Below are 14,880 nucleotides of genomic sequence, written 5' to 3'. Positions count from 1 at the left end.
GCCATCCTATATGACCTTGGACGGGACGCCGGGGACCGCTCCCCGCGCGGGTCAGGAGGCCGCCGGGGCCGCGGGCACGGGCAGGGGCGGGAGCGGCGGCTCCTCGCCGAGGGCGTCGCGCAGCACCTCGTCGGCGTCGACCTCCAGGACCCGGGCGCGCTGCTCGCCGCCCTCGCCGCAGCCCACCGCGATCTCGCCGTGCTCCCAGCGCCGCGCACGGCTGAAGGCGGCACGGAAGAACCTCTCCTCCCCCACCGTGCCGCACAGGCCGACGGCCCGCGCGTACGCGGAGAGCGCCTCGGCCGCGCCGTGGCATCCGGCGGGCGGCGGGCCGTCGTCCCCGGGCGCCCGCGTCGCGGCGTCCGGCCGCGTCGGCTCCTGGCTCATGCGCACCTCCGTGACAGAGTGTGTCGCCATAGTGACACCCCTGTGTCATCCAGATGGCGCGGCGCCCGCCCACGGAGGAGCTTTCTCCTCCCGCGAGTGACCGCCGTACCCACGCGAGTAACCGCCGCGCCGCCGGACGGCCCGTACGCTTCTGTACCGATAGGACCGGGCCCGATGGGACCGCGTCGCCCTCTAGGAGGCGGGCGGCTCGGGGTCGAGGCCGAAGGCGGCGAGCAGGCGGTCGGCGGCCAGGGACGGGGTCAGCGTGCCCTCCAGGACCTCGCGCTCGACCTCCGCCCCGAGCGCGGCGACCTTCGGGTGGTCCAGGAGCCGGGCGAGGAGGCGTTCGCGGACCAGCGTCCAGGTCCAGCCGACCTGCTGGCGGCGGCGCTTGTCGGCCAGGGCGCCGGACGCCTCCAGCCGGTCCTGGTGGCGCACGATCGTGTCCCACAGCTCGGGCAGCCCGGCGCCCTCCATCCCGCTGCAGGTGAGCACGGGGATGTCCCAGCCGCCGCCCCCGGCGCGCAGCAGCCGCAACGCGCCGGCCAGTTCCCTGGCGGCCTTGCGCGCGTCCATCTCGTGCGGGCCGTCGGCCTTGTTGACCGCGATGACGTCGGCCAGCTCCAGCACGCCCTTCTTGATGCCCTGGAGCTGGTCGCCGGTGCGGGCGAGGGTGAGCAGCAGGAAGGTGTCCACCATGTCGGCGACGGCGGTCTCGGACTGCCCGACCCCGACGGTCTCGACCAGGACGACGTCGAAGCCGGCCGCCTCGACCACGACCATGGCCTCGCGCGTGGCCTTGGTGACGCCGCCGAGCGTGCCGGAGGTCGGCGAGGGGCGGATGAACGCGTCCGGGTCGGCGGCCAGGCGGGCCATGCGGGTCTTGTCGCCGAGGATGCTGCCGCCGGTCCGCGTCGAGGACGGGTCCACGGCCAGGACCGCGACGCGCAGGCCCTGCCCGGTGAGGTGGACGCCGAGGGCGTCGATGAACGTCGACTTGCCCACGCCGGGCACGCCGGTGATCCCGATCCTGCGGGCCTTGCCGGACAGGGGGGTCAGCTCGACCAGGAGCCGCTGGGCGAGGGCCCGGTGGTCGGCGCGGGTGGACTCGACCAGGGTGATCGCCCGCGCGATCCAGCCGACGGACCCCTCGCGCACCCCCTGGACGTAGGACTCAAGCGCCGGCATGGCCCAGCCGGGTGGACAGGTCGCGCAGGAGGTCCAGCGCGGCGTCGGCGATGACGGTGCCGGGCGGGAAGATGGCGGCGGCGCCGGCCTCGCGCAGCGCGGCGAAGTCGCCCGGCGGGATCACCCCGCCCACGACGATCATGATGTCGTCGCGGCCCAGCGCGGCCAGCTCGTCGCGGAGCGCGGGCACCAGCGTCAGGTGCCCGGCGGCCAGCGAGGAGACGCCGACGATGTGGGCGTCGGCCTCGACGGCCTGGCGGGCGACCTCGGCGGGGGTCTGGAACAGCGGGCCCACGTCCACGTCGAAGCCGAGGTCGGCGAAGGCGGTGGCGATCACCTTCTGCCCCCGGTCGTGCCCGTCCTGGCCGACCTTGGCGACCAGGATGCGCGGGCGGCGTCCCTCGTCCCTGGCGAACGCCGCGCAGGCGGCCCTGACCTTCTCGACTCCGGCGGCGTCGCCGGCCTCCTCGCGGTACACCCCGCTGATCGTACGGACCTGCCCGGCGTGCCGTCCGAAGACCTTCTCCAGGGCCTCGGAGATCTCGCCGACGGTGGCCTTGGCGCGGGCGGCCTCCACGGCCAGGGCCAGCAGGTTGGCGTCCCCGGCGGCGCCCCGGGTGAGGGCCTCCAGCGCCTCCCGGCACGCCCGCTCGTCCCGTTCCTCGCGCAGGCGGCGCAGCTTGGCGAGCTGCCGGGCGCGCACGGCCGAGTTGTCGACCTTGAGCACCTCGATGTCCTCGTCGGAGCCGGCGCGGTACTTGTTGACGCCGATCACCGGCTGCCTGCCGGAGTCGATGCGCGCCTGGGTGCGCGCGGCGGCCTCCTCGATGCGCAGCTTGGGCAGGCCCGCGTCGATGGCCTTGGCCATGCCGCCCGCCGCCTCGACCTCCTGGATGTGGCCGTGGGCGCGGCGGGCCAGCTCGTAGGTCAGCCGTTCGACGTAGGCGCTGCCGCCCCAGGGGTCGATGACGCGGGTGGTGCCGGACTCCTGCTGCAACAACAGCTGGGTGTTGCGGGCGATGCGGGCGGAGAAGTCGGTGGGCAGGGCGAGCGCCTCGTCCAGGGCGTTGGTGTGCAGCGACTGGGTGTGCCCCTGGGTGGCGGCCATCGCCTCGACGCAGGTGCGCACCACGTTGTTGAACACGTCCTGCGCGGTCAGGGACCAGCCGGAGGTCTGGCAGTGGGTGCGCAGCGACAGCGACTTGGGGTTCTCGGCGCCGAAGCCCTTGACGAGGCCCGCCCACAGCAGGCGGGCGGCGCGCAGCTTGGCGACCTCCATGAAGAAGTTCATCCCGACGCACCAGAAGAACGACAGCCGCGGCGCGAAGGCGTCCACGTCCAGCCCGGCCGCCACCCCGGCCCGCAGGTACTCCAGGCCGTCCGCCAGGGTGTAGGCCAGCTCCAGGTCACAGGTGGCCCCGGCCTCCTGCAGGTGGTAGCCCGAGATGGAGATCGAGTTGAACTTCGGCATCCGCCGCGAGGTGTAGGCGAAGATGTCGGAGATGATCCGCATCGAGGGGCCGGGCGGGTAGATGTAGGTGTTGCGGACCATGAACTCCTTGAGGATGTCGTTCTGGATGGTCCCGGTCAGCTCCTCCGGCGCCACCCCCTGCTCCTCGGCCGCCACGATGTACAGCGCCAGGATCGGCAGCACGGCCCCGTTCATGGTCATCGACACCGACATCTCACCCAGCGGGATGCCGTCGAACAACCGCCGCATGTCGTAGATCGAGTCGATCGCCACCCCCGCCATGCCCACATCGCCCGCCACCCGCGGGTGGTCGGAGTCGTAACCGCGGTGCGTGGCCAGGTCGAACGCCACCGACAGCCCCTTCTGCCCGGCCGCCAGATTGCGCCGGTAGAAGGCGTTGGACTCCTCCGCCGTGGAGAACCCCGCGTACTGGCGGATCGTCCACGGCTGGGTGACGTACATCGTCGGGTAGGGGCCGCGCAGGAAGGGCGGCGCGCCGGGGTAGGTGGACAGGAAGCCCAGCCCGTCCAGGTCGTCGGCGGTGTAGAGGGGCTTGACGGCGATGCCCTCGGGGGTGTCCCAGACCAGGTCGGCGGGGCTCTTGCCGGTCTGCTCCTGGACGGCGGACGCCCAGGCGTCCGCGCCCGCCGGGGCCGGTCCCCCGCCGGTCAGCGCGACCTTGGTGAAGTCGGGGATCATGGGGCCACTCCCAGGTCGTCGAAGGTGGCGTGCAGCACGTCCAGCGCGTCGCACCCGGCGTGCAGCACCGCGTCCACGCCCTCGTGATCGCCCTTGCCCGCCAGCCAGACGCGCGTGGCGCCCGCCCGGCGCAGCGCGGCGGCCACCGGGGCGGCGTGCTCGGCGTACAGGCGGTCGCTGGAGCACAGGCACGCGACGGCGGCGCCGCTGCGGCGGAACTCCTCGGCGATCTCGGCCGGGTCGGTCCGCGGCCCGCCGGCGACCGTGGCCAGGCCGCCGGCCTCGAAGAGGTTGGCGGCGAAGGACGCCCGCGCGGTGTGGGCGGCCACCGGGCCGATCGTGGCCAGGAAGACCCGCGGCCGGGGCTCGGCGCGGTCGGCGCGGTCGCGCAGGTCCTCGAACGCCCCGGCGTAGCGGACCCGGGGCAGGCCGCCCGCCGCGGGCTCGGGCGCCGCGGGCCTGGCCGGGCGCTTCTCGCCGAGGTTCGGGAACTCGCTGACGCCGGTGACGGGGAAGGTCCTGCGGGCGATGTCGCGGGACCTGCGCGCCCAGGTGGCGGCCAGCCGCTCGGGGATCAGCCGCTCCAGCGCCGCCCCGGCTCCCCCGGCGCGCTCGATGTCCTGCAACCAGTCCCAGGCCGCGGCGGCCAGGTCTGCGGTGAGCCGCTCGACGTACCAGGAGCCGCCGGCCGGGTCGGCGACGTGGGCGACGCCGGCCTCCTCGACCAGCAGGGCGTGGGTGTTGCGGGCGATCCGCCGGGCGAAGGCGTCGGGCAGGCCGAGGCGGGCGTCGAAGGGCTGGACGGTGACGGCCCGCGCGCCGCCCGCGCCCGCGCCGAAGCAGGCCAAGGTGGTGCGCAGCATGTTCACCCACGGGTCGCGTGCGGTCATCATGGCCGAGGAGGTCACCGCGTGCTGGACCTGCCCGCCGTGGCCGGGCGCCCCGCACGCCTCGGCGACGCGCGCCCACAGCATGCGGGCCGCGCGGAACTTGGCGATCGTGAGGAACTGGTCGGCCGTGGCGGCGTAGCGGAACTCGATCTGCGCGAGGGCCTGCTCGACGGTGAGGCCCGCGTCGGTGAGCGCGCGCAGGTAGGCGACGCCGGTGGCGATCGAGCAGCCGAGCTCCTCGGCGTCGGAGCCGCCCGCGTCGTGGTAGGGGGTGGCGTCCACGGTGACGGCACGCAGCCCGGGGAACTCGGCGGCGCGGCGGGCGAGCCCCGCCAGGTCGAGGGAGACCGGGGCGCCGGTGCGCGCCCGAAGCCCGAGCGGGTCGGCGCCGAGGTTGCCGCCCGCGGGGGCGACGCCGCGCCCGGCGGCCAGCCGCAGGTAGGCGTCCGCGGCGGCGGCCGTGCCCGCTCCGGCGTCCAGCACGACGGGGGCGAGGTCGAGGTGGACGCCCCCCAGGGCCCGGGGCAGGTGCGCGAGGTCCAGGCCGCCCTCGCCGAGGACCAGCCACAGCGAGGTGACGCCGTTCTCCAGGTCGGCGAGCACGGCCTCGCGCGTCAGGTCCGGGTCGGGGTGGGCGTGGCGCTGGCGGACGTCCCACGCGCCGCCCACCGCCCGGGCGCCTCTGACGTAGGGCGCGAAGCCCGGCACCCCCGAGCCGGCGGGCAGGTCGGCGGCGTCGTACAGGGGCGCGACGGTCACGTCGTCGTAGGTCGTGAAGGACAACGAGGCCAGGGCCTCCTCCGGGGAGCCGGGCTCGGCCCCCGAGCGGCGCAGCACGCCCAGGGCGAGCCGGGCCCAGTCGTCCCGCGAGGCGGGCGGGAACCCGGCGGCCGGGTCGAACTGCTCAGGCTGCACCCTCATGTCCCGGATGGTAAGCGGTGTGCTCACCGGACGGGACGCCGGGACCCCCGCGGGGCGCGGCTCAGGAGACCGGGGCCTCCCAGGCGGCGTCCCAGGTGAGCTTCCCGACGACTCCGTCGGCGTCGAGGCCCTGCTCGCGCTGGAAGTCGAGGCAGATCTCGCGGGAGGCGGGACCGTAGGCGCCGTCCACGTCGACGGCCGCGCCGCGCTTCTTCATCTGGGCCTGCCAGGTGCGGACGTCCTCGCCGCGGGTGATCGGCGGGTACTTCAGCAGCCGGCCGGGGAACTTCGGGTGCTCCTTCGGGCCGTTGTCCGGGGGCGTCTCGCCGCCGCCGGGGCGCGGGGCCCCCTTCTTCACCCAGGCGTACAGCACGTCGCCGGGGCAGTCGGTGGAGTAGCCGTCGCGGTGACCCTTGACCTCGGTCCCGGCGCCGCCGTGCTCGCGGAGGTAGTCGATGGCGTCGAGGACGCCGAGCAGCATGTCGTCGTTGGGCTGGACGAGGCCGGAGTTCCCGACCAGGGCCAGGACGGCGTAGTGGTTGGTGTTGAGGCCCGCGCCGTTGGCGGCGCAGACGTGCCCGGGGCCGCGTCCGACGAAGACCTTGCGGTGCGGGCAGGCGACCATGCTGTAGCCGATGTCGATCCAGCCGTTGCCGTCCATGTGGAAGTTCTGGATGGATTTCACCATGGCGACGCAGCGGGCGTGGTCGTCGACGATCGACGGCTCGACCCGGCCGCCGGTGTAGTGCACCTTGACGCCTTTGTTGCGGGACAGCGAGGAATAGGAGCCTCGTGGGGCACGGGCTCCCCAGTCTTTGCGCGACACGATGTCGATGGCCACGGACATCTCCAGGGGGACTGGCGCTTTGCTGACTACGGCGGACCCCTGTCCTCACCCCCCCGGCTCAAACCCCCGGCGCCTCCGAGCCCGTGGCGAGCGGAATCCGCATCTCACCCACCCTATCCACATGCTGATGCCCACATGCGAAGTTCGGCGGATGTCGCTTTCGCGATGCCACCAACTTTCGCAGCTTTGAGAGAAAATGTTTGGACTTCCCCCGCAATCAGCATGAATCATGAATATATGTCCATTGTGGAGGAGGTCCGTTTCCCCGCCGCGGAGGCCCTGCCCATGCGGGTATGGCTCGACGACGGCGACTCGCCGATCGATGTCATCGACGCGCTCGCGCTGTCCCCGTTCGCCAACGGGAACCAGCCCTACGCGCGCACCGCCAGCCTGGAACGGGTACGGCCCGACGCCGCGCTGATGCCCGCCCGCGCCCGCCTGACCCGCGCCGCGCGCGAGCAGGACGGCCGCGACTCGCGCCTGGCGTGCGGGGAGGGCTGGACGCTGCGGGTCGTCAGGTTCAGCAACCGCGCCGCCGTGGTCACCGTGACCGCCGTCAGCGACGAGCTCGCCCGCTCGGTGCTGGAGGAGTGCACCAAGGACGCGGTCGAGCCGCCGCCGCACGACCAGGGCCACGTCGACATGGGCTTCTGGTGGACCGGGGCCCGCGGGCCGCGGCGCACCGAGCGGCCGATCAGCGCGCCGCTGTGGCCGGCGATCCGGGACAACTACTCCAAGGCCGCGCGCGGCGCCCTGGAGAACGTCATGCGGGTGACGCCCGCGGCCGTGGACGGGCGGCTGCTGCTCCTGCACGGACCCCCGGGCACCGGCAAGACCACCGCGATGCGCGCCGTGGCACGCGAGTGGGCGGACTGGTGCCAGGTGGACTGCGTGCTCGACCCCGAGCGCCTGTTCGCCGACCCCGGCTACCTGATGGAGGTCGCCGTCGGGTACGACTCCGACGACGACGGGCACCGCTGGCGCCTGCTGGTGCTGGAGGACTGCGACGAGCTGATCCGCGCCGAGGCCAAGGAGGCCACGGGCCAGGGCCTGTCGCGGCTGCTCAACCTGACCGACGGGCTGCTCGGCCAGGGCAGGGACGTGCTGGTCGCGGTGACCACCAACGAGGAACTGTCCCGGCTGCACCCGGCGGTCGTGCGCCCGGGGCGCTGCCTGGCCCAGATCGAGGCGGGCCGCCTGTCCCACGACGAGGCGACGGCGTGGCTCGGCACCTCCGAGGGGATCGGCGCGGCAGGGGCGTCGCTGGCGGAGCTGTTCGCCCTGCGCTCGGGGCGGACGCCCGCCGTGCCGCCCGCGCCGCCCGAGACGACGGGGCTCTACCTCTGAGACCCGCGGCTACCTCTCCGGCCGGCGGCCGGCCGGAGAGGCCGCGGGCCCGCACCTGACCAGCAGGGCGGGCTCGGTGCGCGGCAGCCCGCCCGTCCCGGCGGCGGGCCGCTCGCGCGGGGTGTCGTCGCCCCAGAACGGCCCGGACAGGCCGAGCTCCTGGAACAGGGCCCGCGCCTCGTCCGGGGTGCGCCTGCGGTAGTCGCGGGTGAGGCGGCCCGCGTACCAGCGCGTCGCCAGCAGCCAGAGAGTGCGCAGGTCCAGCAGCACGCCCCGGGGGTTGCGCGTCTCACGCAGCCACCGGCCGACGTGCTCCTCGGCGCAGAACAGCGACTGGTGCCCGCAGGCGAACATCACGTCGTCCCACATGCGCGGGATCGGCACCAGGAAGTGGGCCACCATGTCCGCGGTGGGCGGCTCGTCGGGGCAGACGTCCAGCGCCAGAGCCCTGCCGCAGCCGGGGCAGTGGGTGGCGACCAGGCACGGCTCGCCGGCCAGGGCGGGGATCGCGAAGGAGTCCCAGGCGCAGCCGCCCCACCACTTCATCCGCTCCCCCGCGACGACGAAGCCGAGCGGCACCGCCGACCAGGGGTGGGCCATGACGATCCGCCGGCGGTCGGCGTCGAGCACGAGGAGGTGGGCGTCGTGCAGGGCGCGCAGCGCCTGGAGTGCCTCGTCCGCGCCGATGCCGAACTCGGCGGCGACCTCTTCGATGACCGGCGGGCCGCCCCGTTCGGCGAAGGACCGGTAGACGAAGACCCGCACGTCTGCCAGATCGTGCATGAGTCTGACGATACCCACCCTGACCTGCGTCGATGCCATATGCTCCGGCGTGTCCCCCCATGGGGCGGGGACGGCGGGGAGGGGACGCGGGCGCGTGGATCATCGATACGTAAACCATCCGATGCGCCCCGGCGACCCCCGAACCACAATCGGCAAGGTGGTCACCCCGTCGCCCGCCGGTCCCAGCCGTGTCGTCCTCCACCGATGGACCTCCGTGGTCCCCGCGGAGAGCGGCGTGGCCGGGTACCTGGACCCGTTCGGCGGCGAGGCCACGACCTGGCCCTACACGCGGTGGACCTCCGAGGAACGCGAGATCGGCTTCCCCGCGGCCGAGCTGGTGCCGTCCTGGACGGCCTCGGCGCCCAAGGGGTCGTGGCTGCGGGTGGAGCTGCGGGCCCGCACGGTGACCGGCGCGCTGACCAAGTGGTACGACATGGGCCGCTGGGCCGAGGGCGAGGAGGACATCCACCGCTCCTCGCTGCCCGGCCAGGGCGACCAGGACGGCGACGTCGCCGTGGACACCTTCGTGGCCGCCCGTCCCGTCGTGGCCTACCGGCTGCGGCTCACCCTGCACGGCGCGGGGGCCGAGGTGCGGGCGGCCTGCGTGATGGCCTCGGCGCCGCCCGCGCGCGGCGGCGGGGCCGTGAGTCCGCCGGGCGAGGCGCGCGGCGTGGCGCTGGACGTGCCGGCCCGCTCGCAGCGCGTCCACTCCGGCCACCACCCGCAGTGGGGAGGCGGCGGCGACTCCTGGTGCAGCCCCGCCTCGGTGACCATGGTGCTGCAGTACTGGGGCGCGGGCCCCGGCCCGGCCGAGCTGTCCTTCGTCGACCCGGCCGACCCGTGCCCGGCCGTGGACCACGCGGCCCGCGACATGTACGACCACAGCTACCAGGGCACGGGCAACTGGCCGTTCGCCGTCGCCTACGCCGGGCGGTACGGCATGGACGGCTTCGTGACCCGGCTGCGCTCGCTGGCCGAGCTGGAACGCTTCGTCCGCGCCGGCATCCCGGTGATCACCTCGCAGTCGTTCCGGGAGCGCGAGCTGCCCGGCTCGGGGTACTCCACCGGCGGCCACCTGATGGTGGTCACCGGGTTCACCCCGGACGGCGACGTGATCGCCAACGATCCGGCGGCGCCCACCGACGGCACGGTCAAGAGAATCTATCCCCGGGCCGCATTCGAGAACGTGTGGTTACGCACGACCGGCAGCGGGGGAATCGTCCATGTCATCCACCCGCGCGACGTCCCGCTTCCCGTCCCGACCGCAGAGGGCAACTGGTGATCGAGTCCGCTGTCACTGCCGCCGACGTCGCCCGCGTGGGCGACCGCCCCGTCTGGGCCGACATCGTGCCCGCGCCCGGCGGCGAGGAGGTCTGGTGGGACGAGCCGCGCCCCGCCGAGGGCGGCAGGCGCTGCGTGGTGCGGCGCACCCCCGACGGCGAGGTGCACGACGTCCTGCCGCCGGGCTGGAACGCGCGCAACCGGGTCATCGAGTACGGCGGCCGCTCCTGGCGCGCGCTGCCGGACGGCGGGCTGGTGTTCACCAACTGGGCGGACCAGCGGCTCTACCACCTCGACCGGCTCGACCCCGGCACCCAGCCCCAGCCGATCAGCCCGCCAGGCCCGTCCCGGTACGCCGACCTGATCCTGCACGGCGACGAGGTGTGGTGCGTGCGCGAGACCGGCGTCCGGCGCGACCTGGTCGCGGTGCCGCTGACCGGCGGCGAGCCGCGCGTGGTGGCCACGGCCCAGCACTTCCTGATGAACCCCCGCGTCTCCCCCGACGGACGGCAGGTCGCCTGGATCGGCTGGGACCACCCCAACATGCCGTGGGACGGCACCGAGCTGTGCGTGGCGCCGCTGCGCGAGGACGGCACCGCCGGCCCGTACCGGGTGGTGGCCGGCGGCCCGGAGGAGTCCGTGGCGCAGGCCGAGTGGCGCGACGACGGCGCGCTGTACGCCGTCACCGACGCCACGGGGTGGTGGAACATCCATCTGGTGCCCGTGGACGGCGGCCCGGCCGAGAACCTGACGCCGATCCCGGAGGAGTTCGGCGACGCCGCCTGGAAGCTCGGCTCGCGCTGGTTCGCGCTGGCCGGCGACAGGATCGCCGCCGTCCACGGCACGGCGGGCGTCAAGCGGCTGAGCGTGCTCGACCCGGCCACCGGCGCGCTCACCGACGTCGGCGGCGAGTACAGCTGGTGGGCCGCCACCCTGTCGGCCTCGCCGGACGGGCGGCGCGTGGTGGGCGTGGCCACGACGACGCACCGGCCGTTCGAGGTGGTCCGGGTGGACCTGGACACCGGTGCCCACGAGGTGCTCTCGCCCGCCAAGGAGCTGCCCGACCCGGCGCTGCTGCCCACGCCCGAGGCCATGGTCTTCGACGGCGTGCACGCCGTCGTCTACCCGCCGCGCGGCGCGCGCGAGGGCGTGCCGTCGCCGTACGTGATGTTCGTGCACGGCGGGCCGACCGGGTCCAGCCCGCTGGTGTTCGACCTGTCGATCGCCTACTTCACCAGCAGGGGCATCGGCGTGGCCGAGGTCAACTACGGAGGCTCCACCGGGTACGGCCGGGCCTACCGGGAGCGGCTGCGGCACAACTGGGGCGTGGTGGACGTGCGCGACAGCGAGACCGTCGCCCGGGGGCTGGCGGCGGCCGGGCTGGCCGACCCCGAGCGCCTCGCCATCCGGGGCGGCAGCGCGGGCGGCTGGACGGCGGTCGCCGCGCTCGTGCACAGCGACGCCTTCCGGGGCTGCGTCGCGCACTACGCGATCACCGACCCCGAGGGGTGGGCCCGGGAGACCCACGACTTCGAGTCCCGCTACCTGGACGGGCTGATCGGCCCGCTGCCCGAGACCCGGCAGCGCTACCTGGACCGCTGTCCCACGCTGCACGCCCACCAGGCGTCCGGGCCCGCGCTGCTGCTGCACGGCCTGGAGGACGCCATCGTCGACCCGGGCCAGGCCGAGCGGTTCGTCGCGGCCCTGGACGCGCACGGCGGCCGGTGGGCCTATTTGACCTTTCCCGGGGAACAGCACGGCTGGAGACGCGAGGAGACGATCGTCGCGGCACTGGAGGCCGAGCTCGCCTTCTACGGGCTCATCTTCGGCCTCCCCACCCCCGAGGTGCCGCCGTTGACGCTGAAAGGACCGAAGTGACAGAGGTGGCGGGCATCTGCTCGGACCTGCTCAGGATCGACACGACCAACGACGGCACGCCGGACGGCTCGGGCGAGCGCACGGCGGCCGAGTACGTCGCGGGGCTGCTCGCCGAGGCGGGCATCGAACCCATGGTGCTGGAGTCGGCGCCCCGCCGCACCAGCGTGGTGGCGCGCGTCCCCGGGGACGACCCGGAGGCGCTGCTGATCCACGGACACCTGGACGTCGTGCCCGCCGACCCCGCGGAGTGGCGGCTGCACCCGTTCTCCGGCGAGATCGAGGGCGGGTGCGTCAACGGGCGCGGCGCGGTGGACATGAAGGGCACGCTGTCCATGACGCTGACGCTGGTGCGCGAATGGGCGCGCACCGGACGGCGTCCGCGGCGCGACCTCGTGCTGGCGTTCCTCGCCGACGAGGAGGCCACCGGCGAGTACGGCGCCGGGTACGCGGTCACCCGGCACCGCGACCTGTTCGAGGGCTGCACCGAGGCGATCAGCGAGTCGGGCGGCTTCAGCGTCCAGGCGGGCGCGGACGGGGGCCGGGTGTACCCGGTGGCGGTGGGCGAGCGGGGCACGGCGTGGATGAAGCTCACCGCGCACGGGGTGGCCGGGCACGGCTCCAAGCCGCCGGTGGACAACCCGGTCGCCGAGCTGTGCCGGGCGCTGGCGCGGCTGGCCGACCACCGCTGGCCCGTGCGGCTCACGCCCGCCGTGGCGCGGCTCATCGACGACCTCGGCCGCGCGCTCGGGACCACGATCGACCTGGACCGGCTGGACGAGGAGGCCGAGCGGCTCGGCAAGGCCGGCACGCTGTTCCGAGGCGTGATCCGCAACTCGGCCAACCCGACCATGCTGAACGCCGGCTACAAGGTCAACGTCATCCCCGGCACGGCCGAGGCGCACGTGGACGGCCGGTTCCTGCCCGGGTTCCGTGACGAGTTCCTGGAGACCCTCGACCGGCTGCTCGGCCCGAAGATCACCCGGGAGTTCGTCAGCTTCGAGGACGGCGTGGCCTCCCCGACCGAGGGCCTGTTCGACGACCTGTGCGCGGCGCTGCTGGCCGAGGACCCGGCGGGCCGCCCGGTGCCGTACGTCATGACCGGGGGCACCGACGCCAAGTCCTTCGCCAGGCTCGGCATCCGGGGGTACGGCTTCGCGCCGCTGCTGCTGGACCCGTCCCTGGACTACTTCGGGATGTTCCACGGCGTCGACGAGCGGGTGCCGGTCGCGGGCCTGGAGTTCGGCGTCCGCGTCCTGGACCGCCTGCTCGCCTCCCCGGCCACGCCCCGGCCCGCGACCTGAGCGAACGGCCGCCGCGGTTCCGCCCCGCCGGGTGCGGGGCCGGACCCCGTCAGGTGGTCCCGCGGCGACGTCTGCGGTCCTGCAGGTCGCTCATGGCGGCCTCCAGGTCGGTACCCGCGGCGACCGCTTCGACGTACAGGCCGGTCAGCTTGCCCGCCAGCTCCGCGTTGACGCCCCCCTGCCCGACGCCGCTCGGCACCTGCAGCGGCGGCACGGCGACGATCGCGTTGTCACCTCGGATGAGCACCTCGACGGCCACGGCAGGGTGCATGGCGTTCACGAGGTACTTCTCCCGGTCACTGGAGTAGACGATGATATGTAGCTGTTCGCGGCCCCTGGGCCTGTTGATGAGTCGCCGCGCGGCCTCGCAGCGGATGCCGTCGCCACTCGTGCACGCGCCCCTCGCATCCATGTGCTCCTCGGTCGGGGCCACCACCAGTTTGGTGCGGGCTCCCATGACCCGCGCGACCTGCTTGACGACGACCCTGCCATCGATGATCTCCGGGACCTGTGACGCCATCGCCCGGACGGCCAGCATGGGGTCGGTGATCGAGAGCTGCCAGTAGCCCGTCTTGCCGGGAGCGGCCCGATGGAACTCGGCGGTGAGTGCGGTGACCACGTCACCCCGCCGGAGCTGTAGCGGGATGACCCCGTCCGGCAGGTTGGCGGTATCAGGGCGCCAGATGACCGCTCTTCGCCGGTATCCGACCCCCGCGTCGTAGATCTCGCAGTCGAACCTGTCCGGCTTGCTCTCGATGACGCGGGCGGTGACGAGGGTGCCGGGGGGCGGTGGGGCGACCAGTTCGGGGCGACGGTACCCGCGAGCGGGACGACCGGTGCTGCACTTGAGGTCGACGATGAAGGCGGCGGCCTCGTCGGGCGTGATCTCCAACGTGTTCGCGACGAGCAGGGCCGGGGTCAGAGGCTCTTTGTCGCAGACATGGCACTCGGCCTTGTTGTCGCGGATCCGCAAGGTGGGACGCGGGTTCCTCTCCTTGTGCCGCTCCGGCCGGGGACAGTCCCAGACAGGAGGACTGTCGGTGGTGGCGGAGCACCCCAGTCGAAGGAGGACGGAGTCGATCGGCGTGACGTTCGCGTCGGCCAGTTTCCGGTAGTTTTCCCGCTCGGTTTCGGCCTGGACGATTTCGTAGTCGTCTGGCGCCCGGCGCCGCCGTTTCCTGCTGATCCGCTGCCAGAGTTTCTCCAGATCGATCCCCTGGCTGGAGGTGTTCTGGTTCTTCGGTTCCGGTTCGTGGCCGGTCGAGAGAACGGGCCAGTGATGGCCTTTGGTCTCCCGGATCCCGGCGACGAGCGCGAAACACTCGAGGGCGGGCTGCACGCGGCTTGGCGGGACCATGCGTAGCCGGGAGGCCCAGCGGATCATCGACACGGCCTCCGGGCTCAGCGGTGTTCCAGGCTCGAAGGCCACATGGGGCATGTGGCGAGGATCCTCCCCACCGACCTGCGCCCACATCAGCGGAGACGCCAACCGGCCTCCGTCGCCCAACCTGCGCCCTTCCTCGCAGATCTGCGGCATGTCCAGTGCCACCCCCTTGACCTGGGCATCGATCCATCGATTCGCCAGGCCGCAGACGACGGCGTAGTAGGCGATCACGTCGGGCCCCGCACCCGCCACGAACACCATCCGGGAGCGCCGATCGGAGATCTCCAGACCCTCGCCGGTCCACGCCTCCAGAACCGCCTCGACGTGGTCCTCGACGCCGGCGGGAAGGGTCACGGTGACGGTGTGCCTCTGCGAGGAAGATGTCCGCTCCGGCCAGCCGACGATTACCTGACTGTCCCGGCCTGACATAGCCCTCCACGTCATGTATAGATTATGCCAATAAATTGCCCAGCATGGTTCTACGAGACCCATCCGTGTTACAG

At 73.6% G+C, this 14,880-nt stretch carries 11 protein-coding genes; 4 read left to right on the top strand and 7 right to left on the bottom strand.

The features are described 5' to 3' along the window. Positions 1 to 51: 51 nt before the first annotated feature. The 5 genes from BJ981_RS26560 to BJ981_RS26540 form a co-directional block, all read right to left on the bottom strand. Complete coding sequence (locus BJ981_RS26560) at positions 52 to 387, bottom strand: hypothetical protein (protein WP_184614813.1); 336 nt, start codon at positions 385 to 387, stop codon at positions 52 to 54. 192 nt (positions 388 to 579) lie between these two features. After that, positions 580 to 1,575, bottom strand: a complete 996-nt coding sequence (gene meaB, locus BJ981_RS26555) for a methylmalonyl Co-A mutase-associated GTPase MeaB (RefSeq protein WP_184614811.1) — start codon at positions 1,573 to 1,575, stop codon at positions 580 to 582. Next, a complete protein-coding gene (gene scpA / locus BJ981_RS26550) occupies positions 1,562 to 3,745 on the bottom strand; it encodes a methylmalonyl-CoA mutase (protein WP_184614809.1) in 2,184 nt (727 codons plus the stop codon). Before scpA ends, meaB begins: the two co-directional genes overlap by 14 nt. Beyond that, a complete protein-coding gene (locus tag BJ981_RS26545) occupies positions 3,742 to 5,556 on the bottom strand; it encodes a methylmalonyl-CoA mutase family protein (RefSeq protein WP_184614807.1) in 1,815 nt (604 codons plus the stop codon). The genes scpA and BJ981_RS26545 overlap by 4 nt, the downstream gene beginning before the upstream one ends. Before the next feature lie 61 nt (positions 5,557 to 5,617). Further along, positions 5,618 to 6,403, bottom strand: a complete 786-nt coding sequence (locus BJ981_RS26540; protein ID WP_221314773.1) for a peptidoglycan recognition protein family protein — start codon at positions 6,401 to 6,403, stop codon at positions 5,618 to 5,620. Between the two features lie 237 nt (positions 6,404 to 6,640). On the opposite strand from BJ981_RS26540, the gene BJ981_RS26535 reads away from it, so the two are divergent. Then, positions 6,641 to 7,750: a DUF5925 domain-containing protein gene (locus BJ981_RS26535; protein WP_221314772.1), complete on the top strand. Its 1,110-nt coding sequence runs from the start codon at positions 6,641 to 6,643 to the stop codon at positions 7,748 to 7,750. A 9-nt stretch (positions 7,751 to 7,759) separates the two neighbouring features. Here the strand turns inward: BJ981_RS26535 and merB are convergent, their stop codons facing one another. Further along, a complete protein-coding gene (merB, locus tag BJ981_RS26530; protein ID WP_184614804.1) occupies positions 7,760 to 8,533 on the bottom strand; it encodes an organomercurial lyase in 774 nt (257 codons plus the stop codon). Between the two features lie 157 nt (positions 8,534 to 8,690). Here merB and BJ981_RS26525 point away from each other — a divergent pair, with 157 nt between their 5' ends. Genes BJ981_RS26525 through BJ981_RS38570 form a run of 3 tightly spaced genes read left to right on the top strand, consistent with a single transcriptional unit; the run spans position 8,691 to position 12,993 of the window. Beyond that, positions 8,691 to 9,815, top strand: a complete 1,125-nt coding sequence (locus tag BJ981_RS26525; protein ID WP_239139786.1) for a C39 family peptidase — start codon at positions 8,691 to 8,693, stop codon at positions 9,813 to 9,815. Beyond that, complete coding sequence (locus BJ981_RS38575; protein ID WP_239139785.1) at positions 9,812 to 11,692, top strand: prolyl oligopeptidase family serine peptidase; 1,881 nt, start codon at positions 9,812 to 9,814, stop codon at positions 11,690 to 11,692. Before BJ981_RS26525 ends, BJ981_RS38575 begins: the two co-directional genes overlap by 4 nt. Next, on the top strand, positions 11,689 to 12,993 hold the full coding sequence (locus BJ981_RS38570) for a M20/M25/M40 family metallo-hydrolase (protein WP_239139784.1): 1,305 nt from the start codon (positions 11,689 to 11,691) through the stop codon (positions 12,991 to 12,993). The genes BJ981_RS38575 and BJ981_RS38570 overlap by 4 nt, the downstream gene beginning before the upstream one ends. A gap of 49 nt (positions 12,994 to 13,042) precedes the next feature. On the opposite strand, the gene BJ981_RS39415 is transcribed toward BJ981_RS38570, so the two are convergent. Continuing rightward, positions 13,043 to 14,731 carry a hypothetical protein gene (locus BJ981_RS39415; protein WP_184614800.1) on the bottom strand — a complete coding sequence of 563 codons (1,689 nt, stop codon included), beginning with the start codon at positions 14,729 to 14,731 and terminating at the stop codon, positions 13,043 to 13,045. Positions 14,732 to 14,880 lie beyond the last annotated feature (149 nt).

This window comes from Sphaerisporangium krabiense, assembly GCF_014200435.1.
GTDB lineage: Bacteria > Actinomycetota > Actinomycetes > Streptosporangiales > Streptosporangiaceae > Sphaerisporangium > Sphaerisporangium krabiense.
Note: the sequence above shows the minus strand (reverse complement) of the source record. Positions and strands in the feature narration are given on the sequence as shown.

Excerpts from the sequence above, each read along its gene's own strand:
- merB (WP_184614804.1), bottom strand. The coding sequence starts at position 8,533 with ATGCACGATCTGGCAGACGTGCGGGTCTTCGTCTACCGGTCCTTCGCC.
- meaB (WP_184614811.1), bottom strand. The coding sequence starts at position 1,575 with ATGCCGGCGCTTGAGTCCTACGTCCAGGGGGTGCGCGAGGGGTCCGTC.
- BJ981_RS26545 (WP_184614807.1), bottom strand. The coding sequence starts at position 5,556 with ATGAGGGTGCAGCCTGAGCAGTTCGACCCGGCCGCCGGGTTCCCGCCC.
- BJ981_RS26540 (WP_221314773.1), bottom strand. The coding sequence starts at position 6,403 with ATGTCCGTGGCCATCGACATCGTGTCGCGCAAAGACTGGGGAGCCCGT.
- BJ981_RS26535 (WP_221314772.1), top strand. The coding sequence starts at position 6,641 with ATGTCCATTGTGGAGGAGGTCCGTTTCCCCGCCGCGGAGGCCCTGCCC.
- BJ981_RS26560 (WP_184614813.1), bottom strand. The coding sequence starts at position 387 with ATGAGCCAGGAGCCGACGCGGCCGGACGCCGCGACGCGGGCGCCCGGG.
- scpA (WP_184614809.1), bottom strand. The coding sequence starts at position 3,745 with ATGATCCCCGACTTCACCAAGGTCGCGCTGACCGGCGGGGGACCGGCC.